This is a genomic window from Alteribacillus bidgolensis (assembly GCF_002886255.1).
Taxonomy (GTDB): domain Bacteria; phylum Bacillota; class Bacilli; order Bacillales; family Marinococcaceae; genus Alteribacillus; species Alteribacillus bidgolensis.
The window spans coordinates 3,751,347-3,770,565 of record NZ_KZ614149.1 but is presented as its reverse complement, the minus strand read 5'-3'; the positions used below and the strand labels follow the sequence as shown (position 1 = coordinate 3,770,565).

The window sequence follows — 19,219 nt, the reverse complement described above, 5'->3', positions numbered from 1 at the left end:
ATTTTTAGCAGCGCTCGAGAAGAAGGAAAAACCAATACGTTCACGAAGTAAGAACCAAGAGATAATGTATGCCACCACAAGAGGAGTGATCATATGTCTTATATTAGAACAGGATTGATAGGTTTTGGCTTTTCTGGGGCTACCTTTCATGCTCCTGTAATTGATACTGTAAAAAATATAGAAATTACCCACGTTGCCTCTTCTAATCCTGACAAGGTAAAAGGCCAGCTTCCGGAAGCTGAAGTAATGAGCAGTGCAGAAGACGTGTGCCGGCATTCTGAACTAGATGCTGTTATTATAACTACGCCAAATACTACTCATTATCAACTGGCAAAAGAAGCACTAGAGCACAACAAGCATGTCGTGTTGGAAAAACCATTTGTACCGAACTTACAAGAAGCAGAAGAACTAACCGTCATTGCCGAAGAGAGAGGACTTTTTTTAAGCGTCTACCATAATCGACGCTGGGACAATGATTTTCTAACATTAAAAGAATGTATGGAAAACGGAGAGCTTGGAAGGGTACATACATACGAAGCGGTGTGGAACCGTTTCCGTCCTGACGTAAGGGATAGATGGAGGGAACAGAATCTTCCTGGTTCAGGAACTTGGTATGACCTTGGTTCCCACTTGGTTGATCAAGCTCTTTTGTTATTCGGAGAACCCGGGACGATTTTCGGAGATATCCAGGTGCAGCGTGAAGGCGGAAAAACCGCAGATTATTTTCATGTTATTTTAGGATATGAAAATAAACGTGTGATCCTTCGTTCAGGATCGATGGCAATTGGTGACAGCCCCCGATACATTGTTCATGGTACAAAAGGAAGCTTCGTTAAGTATGGACTGGATTCCCAGGAAGACATGTTGAAGATTGGCGGAAAACCTGGAGATAAAGGATGGGGAGAAGATTTAAAAGATAATCAGGCCATCCTGACAGATGAAAATGGAAATAGAAACATACCAAGTGTAAAAGGAGCATACGAACAATACTATATCAAATTTCGTGATGCTATTTTAGAAGGTCATCAACCACCTGTAACTGCACACGAAGCAGCCCGCGTTATTAAAGTTATAGAATTAGCGGAGAAAAGCAGTCAAAATCATACTGTTGTATCTTTTCATTCCTAATATTATGGTGCTAACATTGGCAAAACGCCGCGAGAGGAATTAATACGTTCTCTATTTCAGTGTTTGTTTCTATAAGTCGAACGTTTATTAAAAATTTCTTAGTTTTACATCTCAAGCAGCAGGATTCTTACTCTTAGAATAAAAAACCCACAGTTTTCACCAATCCTCATGGTGGAAACCGTGGTTTAATCCTGTTTACCGGTAACAGTGTGGCGAAAATTTTCCTTTAGGTTAACCTGTCTTTTAATGTGCTGGCTGCTTTTTCTGGATCATCAGCCTGGCTGATAGCAGATATAAAGGAAACCCCGTCCGCACCTGCCTCAATTACTTCCACAGCATTGGTTTCATTGATGCCGCCAATGCCGACGATTGGCAGCTGTATGCCTTGTTTTCTCAACGCCCATATGCCCTCGGGTCCAATAGGTAATTCGGCATCCTCTTTAGTCGTCGTCATAAACATCGGCCCGGTTCCAATATAATCAGCCCCTTGCCTTTCTGCCTCTTCCGCTTCTTCTATCGTCTTAGCAGAGACACCAATAATCATAGAAGATGGACATTTCTTCTTTAATTCCTGGATAGACTCATCATCTTGTCCCACGTGAATACCATCTGCATGTAAAGAAATAGCAAGTTCTGTATCATCATTTACAATAAACGGTATTTTGTGTTTGCAGCAGATGGATTGCAGTTCTCTTGCCAGTGTTTCTTTTTCCTTTCCCTTTAACGCACCGGAGCCTTTTTCTCTAAATTGAAAGCATGTAATGCCTCCGTTGATTGCTTTTTTCAAAACTTGTGAAGGGGGTTGTGATGTATTATTACTTCCCATAATAAAATAAAGCAAAAGATTTTCTTTATTCATGAGTTGAACCCCCGCGATCTAATATTTCTTTTTCAATATTGAGTTGTTGTTTGAAATCCATTTCTCCAACGTGGTAAAGGGCATTAAGTAATTCGATCTGAAAGGTTCCAGGACCTTGCATTGATGCAAATCCTTCTGCTCTTTCTGCTGCAATACCGTAATAACCTAATGCTGCAGCGGCTCCTGAGGCGGTTTTTTCTGTTACAGTCAGAAAGGCTGCAATGACCGCACTAGCTAAACATCCAGTACCTGTAATCCTTGTCAGCATGGAATGACCATTATTAATCGAGTATAAACATTTGTTATCAGCTACAGCATCTTTGGCTCCTGTCACTGCTACAGCAATATTTAGGGTCTTGGCCGCATGAGAGGCAATAGCTTCCATATTTTTTTCTCCACCTGAAGCATCTACGCCGCGAATATCACTCTCTAAACCTGCTATCTCAGACACTTCCGCCGCATTACCTCTGAGCAGCGTAATATCTAGCTGCTCTAGAAGCTTACGAGCCGTTTCTGTTCTGTAAGCCGTCGCTCCAGCTCCTACAGGATCAAGCACAATGGGGATTCCTTTTTCATTTGCGGCCTTTCCTGCTAGCATCATTGCTTCTATTTGTGCATCATTTAAGGTGCCAATGTTCAAAACGAGCGCATCCGCAGCTGAAGCCATATCAGCTGCTTCCTGCACAGCATTCGCCATTACGGGGGCAGCACCCATAGATAGAATGCCGTTTGCAGTAAAATTGGTAACAACCACATTTGTAATGTTATGAATTAATGGTTTTTGCTCTCTTACTTGTTCTAAAAGTTTACTTGCTTCTTTACTTCTCACGTCAGCTCCTCCTTAAACTAAAATATCATCCTTTTTTAATCGAGAAGCCCAATGATTTACGGGTCCGTTTCCTTTACCAATACCCAGTGTGTCGTGAATGGCTTGAGAAATAAACGTTTTACTGTTTGTGACAGCTTCTTTAATAGTGTTTCCTCTTGCCAATTCAGCTGCAATAGAAGCGGAAAGACTGCAGCCTGTACCATGGGTATGGTTTGTATCAGTTCGAGGGGCTGTTAAATAATCGATTTGCCCGTTAACGTATAAAATATCAGTGGCATCACCTGTAAAGTGCCCTCCTTTAACAACTGCTGCTGACGCACCCATATCATCTACAAGCATTTTAGCTGCTTGTTCTGCTTCCTTCTGGGTTTTAATGCTTAATCCTGTCAGTGTTTCAGCTTCTGCTATGTTAGGCGTAACCACATGAGCAAGAGGCATTAAACGATTTTTCATTAACGATGTTGATTCCTGTTCCATTAGTGAGTCACCGCTTGTTGCCACCATAACCGGATCGATTACGAGAGGGATATCTTGTCCGTCTAACAAATCAGCCACTTTCTCAATCATTTCCGGTGTAGCAATCATGCCCGTCTTCACAGCATTTGGCCGAATATCTTCTAAAACTGCTTTCATTTGTTTTTCCACCATTTCAAGCGGGACATGCCAAACATCCTGGACCCCTTTTGTATTTTGAGCTACAACTGAAGTGACCACGGCCATACCATAGGCTTTGCATTCCTGAAATGTTTTTAAATCAGCATGTATTCCTGCTCCGCCGGTTGGATCTGTCCCAGCAATTGATAAAGCACTTGGTACTCTTCTCATATTATTACCTCCTCATCAAGTTGAAAAACTTTGCCTGTCTACCTTTGTAAAAAAACCGCCTAAAACGCCGCAGCCTATGGCAGTGCGGCAATTGCACGTGTGCCGTTGATTTGCTTATCCTGATTAACATCACCATTTTTACAACAGAGTTACTCGGCTTGCCGCCAAGTCCAAATTGTGGAAGCCTTATTCTTTAACTTATACTTAGCAAAGTTAAACTTTCCGATAGTATAAAAACCGCTCTCCGAAAAGAGAGCGGTCGACATATTAATACCACATTACAAGTCTTCGCTCCACTTTCCTACGATGGTATTACCCATATCAGGTTCAAAGGGACCGATGCTTCAAAAACAATTTGCATCATCTCAGCTATCACAGCGCCCCTAGTGGATCATTTGTTTTAAGTTATTTCCATGTTACTTGACACCGATGACAGTGTCAAATAACAGCTTCTACTTGTTACTCATTCTTTTTGTCTCTATCTTCTTTGTTTTCTTGTTCTTCATTATTGGACTTTCCTTTTGAATGCTGAAGAATACGTTCTAACAGATAAATAATATCATCTTTTGATAAATGTTCATTTTGATCTGTACTGTGAATGTTTTTACCTGATCCCGGTTCGTTATCGGTGCTTTCCGGAAGCATATTTTCTTCTTGAGCAGCACTTTCCTGGAAATAGTGTTCAAGTTCATAGGAATATACAACCCTGCCTTCAGGCGTTACATATCGTTTATTCATATTTCTTGTCTCTTTATCAAAGAAACTATAAACCACAGGAATGACAAACAATGTAAGGAATGTACTGCTGATTAGTCCGCCTATCACAGCGATCCCCATTGGCTGCTGAATTTCTGTGCCTTCTCCAAGGCCAAGAGCCAACGGAACAACCCCTAAAATCGTAGTGACAGCTGTCATTAAAATTGGGCGGGTACGCTGTTTTACCCCTTCAATAATGGCTTCTCTTGCAGGCATTCCTTTTTCTTTCATTTGGTTAATATAATCAACCAGCACGATCGCATTGTTCACCACAATACCAGCCAGCACGATCAAACCGATAAAGACCGTTACACTAAGCGGCGTTTGTGTAATAGTTAGGGCAAGCATCACCCCTATAACGACAAGCGGCACGCTGAACATAACGACAAACGGATACTTAAAAGATTCAAATTGACCTGCCATCACCAGATAGATAAATAACAATGCTAACAGAAACGCAAATACAAGGCTGTCAATTGCATCGTCAAGCAATTCTTGCTCCCCAGAAAAAGCGTAGCTGGTGCTGTCTGCTAAATCAGCATCCTCAATAATGTCTTCAATCAACAAAGACATGTCATTTAAATTTGTATCACTACTGTATGTTACTGTAAACTCTACACTTCGCTCCTGATCCAATCGGTTAATTACAGCCGGGCCTTCTCCCTCTTCGATCGCAGCCAAATCATCAAGCGCAATGTATTCTCCCTCCCCATTAGGAATAAGAAGGTTTTCTAGATCTTCTTGATTCTCAAGAGACTCTTCAGAATACTTTACAATCACATCATAGTTGTCATTACGGTCCGTTTGTATAGAAGTGGCTGTTTCCCCGCGTGTTACATTGTGAACAATGTCTGCAATTTGCGCTGGAACTAACCCGTTATCACGAGCTGCATCTTGATCTACACGAACTTGCATTTCAGGTGCTCTTTCATCAGCAGATGTTTCTACTTCTCTAACATCATCCTCATCGTTTAAATCATCTTCTATAGCCGTTACCGCTTCATCTAGTTCCTCCGTGTTATTATCACTGACGGAAAAGACAACCGTATTTGCTTCACCACCGCCAACTGCTGCCTGAGTCGATAATGAAATGTCAGCATCAGCGTCCACACTTGTAACTTCACTTTCAATTTCTTCGACAAAGTCGATTGTGCTTTGATCTCTGTTTTCTAAATCGGTCATCGTTACAAACATTTGAGCTTCATGTGACCCAGAAGGTCCGCCCATACCAGCCGATTCTTCGGAGGAACCGATAACGGACATGTAATCTGCTACAACCGATTCATCATCAAGTATATTTTCAATATCTTCGATTACTTCTGTCGTCCTATCCAGATTCGTTCCGTAATCCATTTCGACATCTACTGTAAAATATCCATCATCGGTTGCCGGTAAAAAGTTAATGCCTGTTGCTGTGAGACCAGCACCACCGCCAGCCAGCAAAAGAAATGTAATAAATAAAGTAATAAATCGATGGCCTAACACCCATTTAATAGAGCGTTCTAATCCTTTTATAAAGGAAGAATTTTGTCTTTTTCCTTCCTTGTCTTCTTCTGGAGGCGTGAGCATTCGGCTTGACATCATCGGAACAACTGTTAAGGCGACCAGCAATGAAGCAAGCAAACTGAATGCAACCGCAAGTGCAAATTCGGTAAAAATATTGCCAACAATACCGCTGATAAACACAATAGGCAAGAAAACAGACACTGTCGTTAAAGTAGATGCAGTAATAGCTCCTCCTACTTCTTTTGTTCCTTCTGCTGCAGCTTGCCTGGAGGTTTTCCCCATGGATAAATGGCGGTATATATTTTCTATAACCACAATAGCGTTGTCAACAAGCATCCCAATACCAAGGGCTAAACCACCCAGTGTCATAAGGTTTAAGCTGACATCCGTAAAATATAAGAATCCAAACGTGACAATTACAGAAAAAGGTATCGCAATGCCTATGATAAGAGGTGTTTTTAAGTTTCTTAAAAAGAAAAACAGAACAATCATAGCAAACACGCCGCCAAGAATTAATGCCATAGAAACACTATCTATAGATTCTTGGATAAATTCCCCTTCATCGTAAAAAGAGATTGCTGTCAAATCTTCATATTCTTCTTCATCAAGCAAAGATTCCATCTCTTCATTAAAAGCCTTCGAGACCTGTGCTGTATTAGCATCTGTCTCTTTCATAACCGTCATCTGTAAAGCAGGCTCCTTATTGGCTCTTGTAATAGCTGTTTGCTCAGCTGTCGTTAATTCAATTTCTGCCACATCTGATAAAAGAAGCTCTTCACCGTTTTGCGGATCCGCTCCTATCACTAGTTCTGATAAATCTTCTTCTCCAGCTAATGTATTTAATACACGCGTGGTTAAACTTCGATCCCCGGTTTCAATTGTTCCGCCGGGAAGCGTAATATCATGAGATTGCACAACATTTACGACATCCTCTTGCGACAATTGATTGCTTTCAAGTTCTTCTTGGTCCAGATTGATTTCAAATTGTTCCGTTACCTCTCCGGACGTATCAACATTTGCAACCCCATCTATTCTTTCAAGTTCTGCCTGAAACCCCTCTACATCTCCCTGAAAATCTTGAATGTCCTGATTATCTGAAGTTATAGCCATTTGTGCCATGCCCATCATAGACGGGTCAAACTTTAAAAAACTCGGGTCATTCGCGTCATCTGGCAGCACTGCTTGATTCATTGATGTAATAATATCCTGTTCCACTTCATCAATGGTTGAATCCCATGAAAACTCAAGTAAAACGAGTGTCATCCCTTCTTCAGAAGTGGATGTCATATTGCTAAGACCAGACAGTGTAGACAATTGTTCTTCTAAAGGCTCTGTTACTTTATCTTCCACTTCTTCCGGACTCGCTCCAGGATAACTTGTCACCACGGCTCCTACCGGAGGGTTTATCTCAGGAAACAACTGAAGAGGCAGATTCGTTAATGAAACTCCTCCTAATAAAATAAATAAAATCATGCCTACTATCGTTAATTTTGGTCGTCTGATCGACAAATTTGTGAGCTTCATTCAGCTGCCTCCCTTTCCGACTCAACGATTTCTTTAATTCTCAAAGCAATTTGATGGAAAGAAACTAAATCATTATACGATAACTTGATAAGATATTTTGAAGAAATTTTATTTCGGGTTTCTGTCATTTTCCTAAGTATCTTTTCTCCTTCCACTCCTAGTTTGACAAAAGTCTGCCGCCTTTTCCCGGGATCTAATTCCCTTACGATATACCTTTCTTTTTCCATTTTTGATAACAGCTGACTCACCGAACTAGAGGAGACATGAAGCAGGTCAGCGAGATCTTTTACGTATAGTGTTTTATATTTAGAAATAAGTATGATAACAAAGCGGTAACGCTCTGGTATATCTTGATAAACGCCTCCAAATTCTTCGTGAATGTTTAAAGATAAATCAAATAAAGCATTATTAATGGACTTTAATAATTCTTCTTTTTCCATCCCGTCCCCCTCTTCCTGTTGTTTGTTTATATCCAATAAACAATTTATAAAACGAAACAGTTTAAAAACTTAACTATTTAATAATTTAAATCAAATATATAATACCGTCAAGGGTTGGAAATTTTGTTCACCTTATTTTCATATTCCAAAAAAAGAAGCAATTCCGTTAAAAATTTCAACTCTTAACAAAAGAAAAGCTCCCCCCATCTTTTAAGGAAGCAGCTTTCCAAAGATTTTTATTCATTGTTTTCTTCACCGTGCTGAATAATGCCTTCAAGTTTCTTAATAACATCTCTAACTTGTTTTAATTCTTCTAATTGAAGCTGGGAAATATAATCTTTAATAATAGAAGCTTCAAAGGCTTCAAATTGCTCCTTAAGTTCCTTGCCTGTTTCTCCAAGGGTCATTGTAATTTCGCGACGATTTTGTTCATTAATAGAACGAATAAGCAAATTGTCTTTTTCAAGTTTATTCAATGCCTGGCTGATCGCACTCTTGGAAATCCCGAGCCGCTCTGACAATTCACTTAAAGTAATATTTTCGTTTCGAATAAATAAAATCATTATCGTTTCTTGGCGTGAAGTTAACTGCAGTTCACTTAACAGCGGCATCTTTGGCTGTAGATATTTTGATATATTTTCAAGCGAATAAATGGACTCTAAAAATACTTGTTTATAATCATCAATATTACTCAATGCATTCATCTCCTGCTCTAAAACCTTACTTTTACATGAAAAGTTTATAAAATTGCTTTTTTTAATCCCTTATTTAGAAAGGCCCCTATCGCACCGCTGTATTCTCCATGCTCGAGGAAAAATGCTTTTTTTCCTCTTAATTCAGTGTAGCCCTTAATTATATCTTTCAGTGTGTCGTGATGAGAAAAAGTCGATCCGATATACACTACTGAGTCTGTTTTTAATCTTTCAGCTGCTTGAACACCCATGGTTGTAATGGTTTCTCCGATCATACGAACGACTGCAGAAATATAATCTTCCTTTGAAAAAGACTCTTCTTTCATTCGGGAAACGTTACCAAAATTACTGGCGGTTAAATCCCCGGAAATCGGCGGTACTTCATGAGAATATATATCGCCAACTGTTATATTTAAGTTTTCGCCTTTTCCATTTTGACCTAATGTCAAAATTTCATCATAATTATCTTCTCCGGTTAACAAATAAGAAAGCCCGAGCAGGGTGCCGCCGCCCACACCGCTTCCGCCTATTCGTTCATACGAATCACCGTTCACAAAATGAATAGAAGTTCCTGTACCGACATTAGTAACCATAAATCGAGATCCTGTTCGTGAAAGCAGACCTTTTTCTTCTAAAAGCCATCTTACCCCTTCACAAGTAGCCTCAAATTCATTTATTTTTTTTACAGGCAGCGCTGATTTTTGGGTGAACAATCCCGCTTTTCCTCCCGTAATATGTATAACAGGGTTATTGAAATGACTATTAATCCAATGATCGACTGCATTGATTTGAGTTGTCGGCATTTTTTTATATTCCCAATAATCACCTGTCGTATATACTATTTTAGATAACGTTCCTCCAACGTCCACTCCTAGATATTCTCTATTCATCTAGTTGACGAACCCCTTTCTTCCCAAACGTATATTATACCTTTTATTTATAATGTCTTATACATGATTACTTCCTTTATTTTATACCATCATACAAAGTAAATGATAGGTGGACAAATGAAAAGACTAAAAATATCTTTTTTGTTATACTGAGAAAATCAGTACATTTATTAATCAGGGAAAAATTTGTCATGAACCATCTTTTGTTGTCCCTTTATTCATGACAGTTAGGCAGGGAACGAAATGGACGTAATCTCAGTTTTAATTAGTTTTCTGTTTTTTATAAATTTCATATTTGCAGGAATCATTATTTTTTTAGAACGAAGAGATGCTACATCAACATGGGCCTGGCTTATGGTTTTGTTTTTTATCCCTTTTCTTGGATTTATCCTGTATTTAGTATTTGGGCAAAACATGAGCAGAAAAAGGCTGTTCGATTGGGAAGACATTAAAAAAATCGGTATTGAAGACTTGATAAAAGAACAAATTGAATCTCTTCGTGATCAGCGTTTTCATTTTTCTGACCCTGACTCCCGTGAATACAGAGATCTTATATACATGCAGCTTGTTAACAATGACGCCCTTCTTACACAAGATAATGAAGTTGATTTATTTACAGACGGAAAAGAAAAGTTTGATCAGCTGATAAACGATATCGAAAATGCAAAAGATCATATCCACCTTCAATATTATATTTTTCGATTCGATAATCTCGGATCCAGGTTATTACAGGCTTTAACAAAAAAAGCAAAAGAAGGCGTTAAAGTTCGAGTATTGTACGATGAAATGGGATCTAGAAGCCTTTCTAAAAAAGTCTTTCGATCCCTTAAAGAGGCGGGCGGAGAAGTGGAAATTTTCTTTCCCAAACGCATTCCTTTTATTAACCTTCGATTAAATTACCGCAACCACCGGAAATTAGTCATTATTGATGGAAAAATCGGATATGTCGGAGGTTTTAATGTAGGGGATGAATACCTTGGTCTTAATCCAAAGTTTGGTTATTGGAGAGATACCCACCTTCGTATGAGAGGCCAAGGAGTAAAAGCTATACAAACTAGATTTATCTTAGACTGGAATCAAGCAACTCATCATCATTATATTCACTATGATGAACGGTATTTTCCGTTCATGGAAGCAGCGGGCGATATGGCTGCTCAAATTGTATCCAGCGGCCCTGATTCAGAATGGGAACAGATTAAAAATGGCTATATTAAAATGATTACCTCTACAAAAGAATCGGTATATATTCAAACTCCTTATTTTATTCCAGACCAGAGTTTAATGGATGCATTGCGGATTGCAGCCTTATCTGGAAAAGACGTTCGAATAATGATTCCTAATAAACCAGACCATCCTTTCGTTTACTGGGCTACGCTCTCTCATATAGGTGATTTGTTAAAGACAGGAGCAAGGGTCTTCATTTATGAAAATGGATTTATTCATGCAAAAACGATTGTAGTGGATGGCAAAGTGGGTTCTGTCGGTACTGCTAACATTGATGTTAGAAGTTTTCGGCTGAACTTTGAAGTTAATGTCTTTTTGTATCATAGACCAACCGTAGAACGACTAGCTTTAATTTTTGAACAGGATATGGAACATTCAAGAGAACTAACATTCACTGAATATAAAAAACGTTCGTTATGGATACGTTTCAAAGAATCCATTTCGCACTTATTATCTCCTATATTGTAATAAAAACGTTCCATTTCTGACTTGACAGAGCGCCTTATGATACCAAACTTCCCCAGTGGAAAGAAAGCAAGACAAATACGGTTGTATATCTGTATTTATGATTATGTTAATTGATAGTATTAAAACTTGCCGCCCAAAAACAGGAACGGCAAGTTTTTCTCAAGATGCTAACAATACTTTATCCGCATAGACATCTTAAAGGAATACCAATTCTATAGGGACGAGGAAGATCAGCCTCATTTTTAACGATCAGAAAATTTAACCGCTGCTATATTTCTAGCAAGTTTAGATATATACTCTTTCCCATTAGCCATTGCTGCCTCTGCACTTTCCGGTCCTGGCATAATACTAAAGGCAGCCGTAATGCCATGTGAAAAAACGGCTTCATATCCTTGTCCTAGTTGTCCGCACAATGCAATGACAGGGGCGTTTGTGCTTTTAGCAGAAGCTTTCGCTACTCCAATCGGGGTTTTTCCATAAACTGTTTGATGGTCTATTTTTCCCTCTCCTGTAATAATAAGCTCGGCCCCTTTTACTTTCTCATAAAAGTTTGTTTCTTTCAGAACAATGTCTATTCCAGGTTCAAGAGAAGCATTTAAAAAAGCAGTCAACCCAGCCCCGAGGCCCCCTGCTGCCCCAGCTCCAGGAAGATTCTCCACATCTCTGCCAATATCAGAGCGAATAACCTCTGCAAAGTGATGCAATGCATCATCCAATAATGCCACCATTTTCTCATCGGCTCCTTTTTGAGGGCCATAAACAGCACTAGCTCCGTTTGGACCCGTAAGAGGATTATTTACATCACACGCGGTAACAATGCTTGTCTTTGCAAGACGCTTATCGAAATCAGACACATCAATTTTTCTTAATTGAGAAAGTGCGCTTCCTCCAGCTTCTAATTCATTATTATCAGCATCCAATAGCTTTCCGCCAAGAGCTTGCACCATCCCTGCTCCACCGTCATTTGTTGCACTTCCTCCTATTCCTAGGATAATTTTGTCTACGCCATGATCAAGTGCAGCTTTGATAAGTTCTCCTGTGCCGTAAGTAGTAGCTTTTAGAGGATTTCGTTTTTCCTTAGCTGTCAATCCGATCCCAGAAGCCTCTGCCATTTCCATAACAGCTGTATTTTTTTCTTCGAGAATCGCATAGTCTGCTTGTACTTTGTTACCATTTGGACCCGTGACGGTTTTTGTATGTATCGTTCCGTTTAAGGCATCTGCCATTGAACGAGTCGTTCCCTCTCCTCCATCTGCCATCGGAATTAACGCAGCTGTGATTTTTTCGCCTAAGAAATCTTTGAACCCTTTCTCAATGCTTTGTGCAGCTTCAAGAGCCGTCATACTTTCCTTAAATGAATCAGGTGCTATAACTATTTTCATTATTTCTCTCCTTTGATTAGAAAAACTCGGCTTGCCTCCATATCCTTACGGCGGAAGACATAGTTTTGCTTATACTTTGATCCTTTAACAAAGTTAAATATTTCTAAAGTACAAAATAAAAAGACTACGATGTGCACCTTATAGGTAGTAGTCTTTTGAAAATAATTTTTTAAGAAAGGTTGAAGTTGCGATTTTCTTCTAATACAATTCTTTCTTATGTCTTTTTAATACTTCTTCAAATAAATACTTTTTCTCAGGCAGCGGGAGCATACAAAATTCTTCTTTCACATTTCCTTCTCCTCCCAATCCGATGATGGATTGGCAAAATCCGCATTTACTGCTTTTATGAATAACTGGGTTTTCATTAGGATACCAATCATGTTTCTCCTCTACATAATAACCATGCATGGCATACTTCGTTCCATCTAACAATACTATTCGCATGTGCAGCATGCTTCCTCTTTTCCAAGTACCCTCTTTTTCGTAATCTCTAACTGGTGTATCCCCTTGTATTTCTACAATTGAATCTTTAATTGCCAAAAAGTCTGGAAGCTCCTCTTCTCTCAAATCTCTCCAGCCAGGAGTTTCCTGACCCGTGTCCCGCAAATATTTAATGTGGTCTTTGTAGCGGGAAAGATATAAATGAACAGGCTCACGATTCATTAAGCAATTCCCCCTTTTCCCGCCGAGCGGAAGATATCTATAGGGTCATTTTCCCTCTATTTATTACTTTCTATAGCACTTTTCTATTTCCCTTTGATTTTACTATCTTTTTTATTTAAAAGAACTGTCATTTTAAAATATTTTTTATGTAAGAGCATAGAATTAATTGAAACTGAAAAAGGGGGGTTCAAAAATCTGAAAATAGCGAGTAAAAGCATATTGTGCAAGTCATCATAAAAACACCACATCATGCATGGTATGTCCTTGTAACAAAAGCTGAAGTGATCGACTCGACACTATTGGAAAAAAATGTCTTGCCGCCATGCAAATAGCGGAAGTCACAGTTTTCCTTATATTTTGATCCTTTAACAAACATTAAATTTTTCAAAAGGTTAAAAAAATCATTGCTTGAAAGTAAAAAATGATTGACGTTTATTTATATTTGATCTATTCTTTCCTTAGGGAAACTTATTAGCACCAGGTTAAAACTGGTTTTTCTTTTGCGGTATTTTTTGCCTATGGTAAACATTTATTCACTAAGACAAAGTTCATTTTAAAAAGTTGTAAAAATCAAGCACTTCATTTGCCCAAATAACATAAATTGACATAAAACATATGCGAAAATAGTAAGCCCTCTAGGATGCAGATAATGCAGACGCTGATAGAAGCAGCGTTTTTAAGATTAGACTGGAACTAGATTTTTCTTTTCTTTCTTTTTTGCCTCAAGTATATTCAGGTAAAGGCTTTTATGCCATTAGATGTTTTCTTTCAAAAGTTCTCAATAAAAATTTGACAAAAAAAATTTTTCAGTCTATATTTTGTATAGGGTAAACTTTTTTAGGTTTAGGCATATATTATTCTATAGGGAAACAGATACCTATTTTCATAGATACCTACTTAATATAGGATAGTACTGAATTTTTATTCCATTTCAATGGATTGACATGGAATGATTAACGTAATAGAGAGAAAGTAATTTATTTTACAACTTATCTTTATGGATGCTATTGCGTTAATTATTCCACCTCTTTTTGCTTAAAAGTTTCCCTAGGGAAACTTTTATAACTAAAACAAACATTTGCTTCTTTCAACGAACGGATGTATTCCAGAAAGGGTGACACCTATGAATATTGCCTTGTCAGTAAGCGATTTGCACGTATCCTATTACGGAAATGAGGCGATTACAAACGTTAATTTTACGATTGAAAAAGGCAACCTAGTTGGTATTATTGGCCCGAATGGAGCAGGAAAATCAACATTATTAAAAGCATTGCTGAGCCTTATTCCGATCGATAAAGGAAACATCAGAATATGCGGAAAGCAAATCCATGAAATAAGAAAAAAAGTGGCGTATGTTCCACAACGTAATGACATTGATTGGGATTTTCCGATTACGGTTCTTGATGCAGTCCTTATTGGTACCTATCCGAAGTTAGGCCTATTAAAACGTCCAAAAAAGAAGGAAAAAGAATGGGCCTATGAATGCTTAGAACAAGTTCATATGGAGAATTTCGCTCATCGGCAAATTGGGGAGTTGTCTGGCGGACAACAGCAGCGAGTCTTTTTAGCTCGAGCACTGGCGCAAAAATCAGAACTGTTTTTCCTTGATGAACCCTTTGTTGGTGTAGACGTTTCGAGTGAAAAGACGATTATCAACGTTTTAAAAGAGCTGCGTGATGAAGGAAAAACCGTATTTGTCGTCCATCACGATTTAAGCAAAGCGCATTCTTATTTCGATCAACTGGTGTTAATTAATAAAGAATTAATTGAATGCGGAGAAGTGGAAAGTGTGTTCCGTCCTGAAGTGATGGCAAAAGCGTATAAAGATCAATTTTCATTCCTAAATGAAGTGGGGATCAACGTATGATCGACTTTATAGAAACCATTGGACAGTATGAATTCTTGCAAAAAGCGTTATTAACATCGATTATGGTCGGGATTATTTGCGGTGTCATCGGCTGCTTCATTATATTACGCGGCATGGCGTTAATGGGCGAAGCCATCTCTCATGCTGTTTTACCAGGGGTTGCGATATCTTATATGCTCGGGATTAACTTCTTTTTCGGTGCGGTATTAACCGGTGTTTTAACAGCCATCGGAATCGGGTTTGTCAGCCAAAATAGCCGTATTAAACATGACACATCGATTGGGATTCTATTTACCGCTGCATTTGCACTTGGAATTATTTTAATCACCATGATGAAAAGCAGCACCGATCTTTATCACATTTTGTTTGGCAACGTCTTAGCAGTAAAACCATCCGATATGTGGCTGACCTTAATCATTGGATGCATCGTTCTTATAACCATTTACCTTTTTTACAAAGAACTGCTTATCACATCATTTGATCCAACGATGGCACAGGCGTATGGTCTTTCCACGAAGATGATTCATTATGCGTTAATGACACTTCTAACCATGGTTACGGTTGCTTCTTTACAAACCGTTGGGATTGTTTTAGTGGTGGCGATGCTGATCACACCAGCCGCTACAGCATATCTATTGACCAATCGTTTATGGATCATGATTTTTCTTTCGGCAGGAGTCGGGGTTGTTTCCTCGGTCATCGGCCTGTACTTAAGCTTTATATATAACTTATCGTCGGGTGCAACGATTGTACTCACGGCAACGCTGCTGTTCACGATTGCTTTCTTCTTTTCACCAAAACATGGCCTTGTGTGGCGGTGGATTAAGGTAAAAAGAAATCGAGCTGCGCTAGCAGATTAATATATTATTCAACTTTCGCAACAATTGCCTTTTACAAGGACGGGATTGGAACGGACATGAGTTCCGTTATTCTGTTCTGCATCGGCTTAAATGACACGATTTGAAATCAATAACGGAACAGGTGCCCACAAGGACCCCTGAAAGGAAGGCATTTGGGGAAATAACGGATTCTATGTCCGTCAAAACTTCCAGGGCTTCCTGCGAAAGTTGACAACATTTTATAACAACCTAGGAGGAGTCAGCATTGAGAAAAACCTTTTCATTCATATTCTTTAGCTTATTTTTGGTGATTCTTGCTGCATGTGGAAATGACGAAAAATCTCAAGAAACTAAACAAACAGAGTCTCAAGAAAAAGTGGAAGTTGTAACAACGTATTCGATTCTATATGACATTGTAAAAAATGTCGGCGGGGACCAAGTCGAGGTACACAGTATTGCACCAATTGGCGCTGATCCTCATGAATATGAACCGCTGCCTCAAGATGTACAAAAAGCAACCGATGCTGATATCATCTTTTATAACGGGTTAAATTTAGAAACTGGAAATGGTTGGTTTGAAAAACTTCTTTCTACAACAGGAAAAGATGGAAAAGATGCACCTGTATTTGAAATGAGCAAAGGTGTTGAAGTAAAGTATTTAACATCAGAAGGAAATAAAGGAGAAGAAGATCCACATGCATGGCTGGATGTACGTAATGGTATAAAATACGCTGAAAATGCACGGGATGCTCTAATCGAAATCGATCCTGATCATGCCGAACGATATGAGGAAAATGCGGAGGCATACATCGAAGAATTAGAACAGTTACACGAAAAAGCTGTGGAGAAATTCAATCAAATTCCTGAAGAAGAGCGCTTTTTAGTAACAAGCGAAGGGGCTTTCAAATATTTTTCTGATGCGTATGATTTTGAAGCAGGCTACATTTGGGAAATTAACGCAGAAAACGAAGGAAGTCCAGATCAAATTCGAAGCATTGTTGATCTAATTCAAGAAAAAGACGTGAAAGCTCTCTTTGTCGAAACAAGTATCGATCCACGCAGTATGGAGCAAGTCTCTAGAGAAACCGATGTTCCCATCGCCGGAGAAATTTTTACTGATTCACTCGATGAACCGGGGGAAGATGGCGATACGTACATTAAAATGATGGAATGGAATATGGACATGATTTATGATTCCCTAACAGAATAGAAAAATAGAAAGGGCTGTTCCTAAATCCCTTCAAATGAAGAACACCTGTTGTGAAAATGATTTTTTTACAACAGGTGTTTTTTATGGATTTTGCTTTACTCCCAAAAAACCCTAATCGAAAATTATCGCGAATGCTTGCTCTTCTGCAAAAAAATAAGCTTATTACATTAACAAATGAGGGAGAGCTGCAACTAACAGAATTGGGATTAAAGAAGCATACCAAGCTTCTCTTCATTATCGAATTCAAAATGTTTACCTTATGTATGAATCAGAACTTGGCCATATGGGAATGACAGAAAATCGAAAATACGAATGGGAACAAGCTCCAGATTCGGTGCGGAAACGAATTATGGAATTGCTTCGTCGTGAAAATCTTGAGCCTCTTTCCCTTCACTTACATAGAGCTAACAAAAAGGCCCTCTCTGTCATGAGGGGCCTATATCTTTCCTCTATTCTTTTCCTTTGTTTCTTTAAAGACGAAAAATTTCATCATAAAAAAACTTGCAGTAAAAGATAAAAACATTGCTAATCCTTTTGCTGTATTGTAACGGACCCAGCGAGGAATTTCAAGAACCTGGAACAGCTGGTTAACTCCAAGGAAAACAAAATTATTTACGCCTAAGCTTACTACGCCCTGAACAATAAAGGCCAGCCTCTGTCGATTGTTGCCTTCCGCAGAATGGCGAAATGTAATATGAGCATTCCAATAATAGCTGTTCGCTACGGCTAATGAATAAGCAATTGTATTAAAAAGAGCCAGCATTCCTCGGTCATCTGTTGGAAACAAAATAAGCAGAAGATTTAAAGTGCCTATATCCACACCTGCGTTTGTAAGACCGATCACACTAAACTGCATGAATTGAAAAGGTCCACGCATTATTTTATTTCTTTTCATGTTATCCCTTCTGTTTTGACAGCTGTACCTTTGCTATGTCAGTTGTTGGGTTTTTTGGCTTTCCACGTTTATTCCTGCAGTTTCCTCATAGAGTGTAAGCAGCTGCTTTGCTGCTCCAGACCAGCCTAACGCCTTAATATCTTCTCTTGCATTTCTCGCAAGCCTTTTACGCAGCATTTCATCTTCAAAACAACGGATAGTTTCCGTGAAATCTCCTTCTTTATGCGGATCATACAACAAACCTGTCCTGCCGTCTTCGATCTGTTCACAAGTCGGCCCGCTTTTCGCAGCAACTAAAGGAAGACCAGAAGCCATAGCCTCTAAAATAACGAGTCCAAGTGTTTCTGTCGTAGATGGAAAAACAAACACATCAGCAGAGGCAAAAGCTTTGGCTAATTGATCTCCATGCATATAGCCGGTAAAAACAGTTTTTGTCCCTTCAAAATGTTTTTCCAACGCTTCTCGGTGCGGTCCGTCTCCTACAATAGCAAGAGTAAATTCTTCAGACGTATCTAATACGTGTTTAAGCTTTTCAATTTCCTTTTCTGCGGCAAGTCTTCCTACATACAGAAGAAGCTTTCGATCCGGCTGTCCGTCTGTAAGCTTCTCACGAATCGAGGAATCATAGTTTTGCGGATGAAACATTTCCGTATCAACGCCTCGCTGCCAGACATGCACGTTATAGAAATTACGTTCTGTAAGTTCCTGTTGCACTGTATTAGAGGTACATAAATTCAAATCCGCTTCATTGTGGAGTTTTCGAAAATACCACCATATTAAACCTTTAAATAGGGAGAGGTTATAGTAATCTAAATATTGAGCTACATTCGTATGATAAGATGCTACTAATGGATACTCAAGCTTTTTTGCGGCTCTTACACCAGAAAAACCAAGAATAGCAGGGTTTACTACATGGACAACATCAGGTTCATATTCTTTCAGATATTTTCTTACAATCGGGTTCGGAAGAGCAAACTGTTTAGAGCGATAAAAAGGAAGAGTGCTCGCTGGCACCCCTTTAACTTCCGCTCCTTCAAATTCATATACACCAAGATCCGGCGCAATAATTCTGACATCATGCCCGTCTTGAAGCAGCCATCTTATACATGCTGTAAGCCTAGTAACTATTCCATCCGTAGAGGGAAGAAACGTTTCCGTTACAATAGCAATTTTCACAATGAGTACACTCCCTGTTCCCTTATTACAAAATAACTGCATTCGC

16 protein-coding genes and 1 riboswitch are annotated in these 19,219 nt (G+C 39.0%); of the genes, 5 read left to right on the top strand and 11 right to left on the bottom strand.

Annotated features, from left to right (window positions below; translation table 11 throughout):
- The first annotated feature begins 93 nt into the window (after positions 1-93).
- The gene (locus CEF16_RS18755) at positions 94-1,128 is read left to right on the top strand and encodes an oxidoreductase (protein ID WP_091584691.1); all 1,035 of its coding nucleotides are present in this window, start codon (positions 94-96) and stop codon (positions 1,126-1,128) included.
- A gap of 226 nt (positions 1,129-1,354) precedes the next feature.
- Here CEF16_RS18755 and thiE read toward each other — a convergent pair whose 3' ends face one another.
- The 7 genes from thiE to coaW form a co-directional block, all read right to left on the bottom strand.
- Positions 1,355-1,987: a thiamine phosphate synthase gene (thiE, locus tag CEF16_RS18750; RefSeq protein WP_091584689.1), complete on the bottom strand. Its 633-nt coding sequence runs from the start codon at positions 1,985-1,987 to the stop codon at positions 1,355-1,357.
- On the bottom strand, positions 1,980-2,816 hold the full coding sequence (gene thiM, locus CEF16_RS18745; protein ID WP_091584687.1) for a hydroxyethylthiazole kinase: 837 nt from the start codon (positions 2,814-2,816) through the stop codon (positions 1,980-1,982). Before thiM ends, thiE begins: the two co-directional genes overlap by 8 nt.
- 12 nt (positions 2,817-2,828) lie before the next feature.
- Complete coding sequence (gene thiD / locus CEF16_RS18740) at positions 2,829-3,641, bottom strand: bifunctional hydroxymethylpyrimidine kinase/phosphomethylpyrimidine kinase (protein WP_091584685.1); 813 nt, start codon at positions 3,639-3,641, stop codon at positions 2,829-2,831.
- A 281-nt stretch (positions 3,642-3,922) separates the two neighbouring features.
- A riboswitch (TPP riboswitch) is annotated at positions 3,923-4,036 on the bottom strand.
- Positions 4,037-4,100: 64 nt separating this feature from the next.
- A complete protein-coding gene (locus CEF16_RS18735; RefSeq protein WP_091584683.1) occupies positions 4,101-7,427 on the bottom strand; it encodes an efflux RND transporter permease subunit in 3,327 nt (1,108 codons plus the stop codon).
- Entirely contained in the window at positions 7,424-7,867 is a 444-nt protein-coding gene (locus tag CEF16_RS18730; protein WP_091584681.1) for a MarR family transcriptional regulator, read from the bottom strand. The genes CEF16_RS18735 and CEF16_RS18730 overlap by 4 nt, the downstream gene beginning before the upstream one ends.
- 236 nt (positions 7,868-8,103) lie before the next feature.
- Positions 8,104-8,562 (bottom strand): MarR family winged helix-turn-helix transcriptional regulator, encoded by a 459-nt coding sequence (locus tag CEF16_RS18725; RefSeq protein WP_170032130.1) that lies wholly within the window; start codon positions 8,560-8,562, stop codon positions 8,104-8,106.
- 44 nt (positions 8,563-8,606) lie between these two features.
- Positions 8,607-9,449, bottom strand: coding sequence for a type II pantothenate kinase (gene coaW / locus CEF16_RS18720; RefSeq protein ID WP_091584677.1), 843 nt, complete (start codon positions 9,447-9,449; stop codon positions 8,607-8,609).
- 243 nt (positions 9,450-9,692) lie between these two features.
- On the opposite strand from coaW, the gene cls reads away from it, so the two are divergent.
- Entirely contained in the window at positions 9,693-11,141 is a 1,449-nt protein-coding gene (cls, locus tag CEF16_RS18715) for a cardiolipin synthase (protein ID WP_091584675.1), read from the top strand.
- A gap of 242 nt (positions 11,142-11,383) precedes the next feature.
- Here cls and CEF16_RS18710 read toward each other — a convergent pair whose 3' ends face one another.
- Both CEF16_RS18710 and CEF16_RS18705 read right to left on the bottom strand, forming a co-directional pair.
- A complete protein-coding gene (locus tag CEF16_RS18710; RefSeq protein ID WP_091584672.1) occupies positions 11,384-12,523 on the bottom strand; it encodes a glycerate kinase in 1,140 nt (379 codons plus the stop codon).
- Between the two features lie 198 nt (positions 12,524-12,721).
- Positions 12,722-13,186 carry a hypothetical protein gene (locus CEF16_RS18705; protein WP_091584670.1) on the bottom strand — a complete coding sequence of 155 codons (465 nt, stop codon included), beginning with the start codon at positions 13,184-13,186 and terminating at the stop codon, positions 12,722-12,724.
- 1,123 nt (positions 13,187-14,309) lie between these two features.
- Between CEF16_RS18705 and CEF16_RS18700 the strand changes: the two genes are divergently transcribed.
- The 3 genes from CEF16_RS18700 (at position 14,310) to CEF16_RS18690 (ending at position 17,102) form a co-directional block, all read left to right on the top strand.
- A complete protein-coding gene (locus CEF16_RS18700) occupies positions 14,310-15,053 on the top strand; it encodes a metal ABC transporter ATP-binding protein (RefSeq protein WP_091584668.1) in 744 nt (247 codons plus the stop codon).
- Positions 15,050-15,913: a metal ABC transporter permease gene (locus CEF16_RS18695; RefSeq protein ID WP_091584666.1), complete on the top strand. Its 864-nt coding sequence runs from the start codon at positions 15,050-15,052 to the stop codon at positions 15,911-15,913. The genes CEF16_RS18700 and CEF16_RS18695 overlap by 4 nt, the downstream gene beginning before the upstream one ends.
- A gap of 244 nt (positions 15,914-16,157) precedes the next feature.
- Positions 16,158-17,102 carry a metal ABC transporter substrate-binding protein gene (locus CEF16_RS18690; RefSeq protein ID WP_091584664.1) on the top strand — a complete coding sequence of 315 codons (945 nt, stop codon included), beginning with the start codon at positions 16,158-16,160 and terminating at the stop codon, positions 17,100-17,102.
- 436 nt (positions 17,103-17,538) lie between these two features.
- On the opposite strand, the gene CEF16_RS18680 is transcribed toward CEF16_RS18690, so the two are convergent.
- A complete protein-coding gene (locus tag CEF16_RS18680; RefSeq protein WP_091584660.1) occupies positions 17,539-17,997 on the bottom strand; it encodes a GtrA family protein in 459 nt (152 codons plus the stop codon).
- 33 nt (positions 17,998-18,030) lie between these two features.
- The gene (locus tag CEF16_RS18675) at positions 18,031-19,173 is read right to left on the bottom strand and encodes a glycosyltransferase family 4 protein (protein WP_091584658.1); all 1,143 of its coding nucleotides are present in this window, start codon (positions 19,171-19,173) and stop codon (positions 18,031-18,033) included.
- Positions 19,174-19,219 lie beyond the last annotated feature (46 nt).

What these genes read in the sequence shown, in the direction of transcription:
- CEF16_RS18755 (WP_091584691.1), top strand. Translation starts at nt 94, where the DNA reads ATGTCTTATATTAGAACAGGATTGATAGGTTTTGGCTTTTCTGGGGCT.
- thiE (WP_091584689.1), bottom strand. Translation starts at nt 1,987, where the DNA reads ATGAATAAAGAAAATCTTTTGCTTTATTTTATTATGGGAAGTAATAAT.
- thiD (WP_091584685.1), bottom strand. Translation starts at nt 3,641, where the DNA reads ATGAGAAGAGTACCAAGTGCTTTATCAATTGCTGGGACAGATCCAACC.
- CEF16_RS18735 (WP_091584683.1), bottom strand. Translation starts at nt 7,427, where the DNA reads ATGAAGCTCACAAATTTGTCGATCAGACGACCAAAATTAACGATAGTA.
- CEF16_RS18730 (WP_091584681.1), bottom strand. Translation starts at nt 7,867, where the DNA reads ATGGAAAAAGAAGAATTATTAAAGTCCATTAATAATGCTTTATTTGAT.
- coaW (WP_091584677.1), bottom strand. Translation starts at nt 9,449, where the DNA reads ATGAATAGAGAATATCTAGGAGTGGACGTTGGAGGAACGTTATCTAAA.
- cls (WP_091584675.1), top strand. Translation starts at nt 9,693, where the DNA reads ATGGACGTAATCTCAGTTTTAATTAGTTTTCTGTTTTTTATAAATTTC.
- CEF16_RS18710 (WP_091584672.1), bottom strand. Translation starts at nt 12,523, where the DNA reads ATGAAAATAGTTATAGCACCTGATTCATTTAAGGAAAGTATGACGGCT.
- CEF16_RS18705 (WP_091584670.1), bottom strand. Translation starts at nt 13,186, where the DNA reads ATGAATCGTGAGCCTGTTCATTTATATCTTTCCCGCTACAAAGACCAC.
- CEF16_RS18700 (WP_091584668.1), top strand. Translation starts at nt 14,310, where the DNA reads ATGAATATTGCCTTGTCAGTAAGCGATTTGCACGTATCCTATTACGGA.
- CEF16_RS18695 (WP_091584666.1), top strand. Translation starts at nt 15,050, where the DNA reads ATGATCGACTTTATAGAAACCATTGGACAGTATGAATTCTTGCAAAAA.
- CEF16_RS18680 (WP_091584660.1), bottom strand. Translation starts at nt 17,997, where the DNA reads ATGAAAAGAAATAAAATAATGCGTGGACCTTTTCAATTCATGCAGTTT.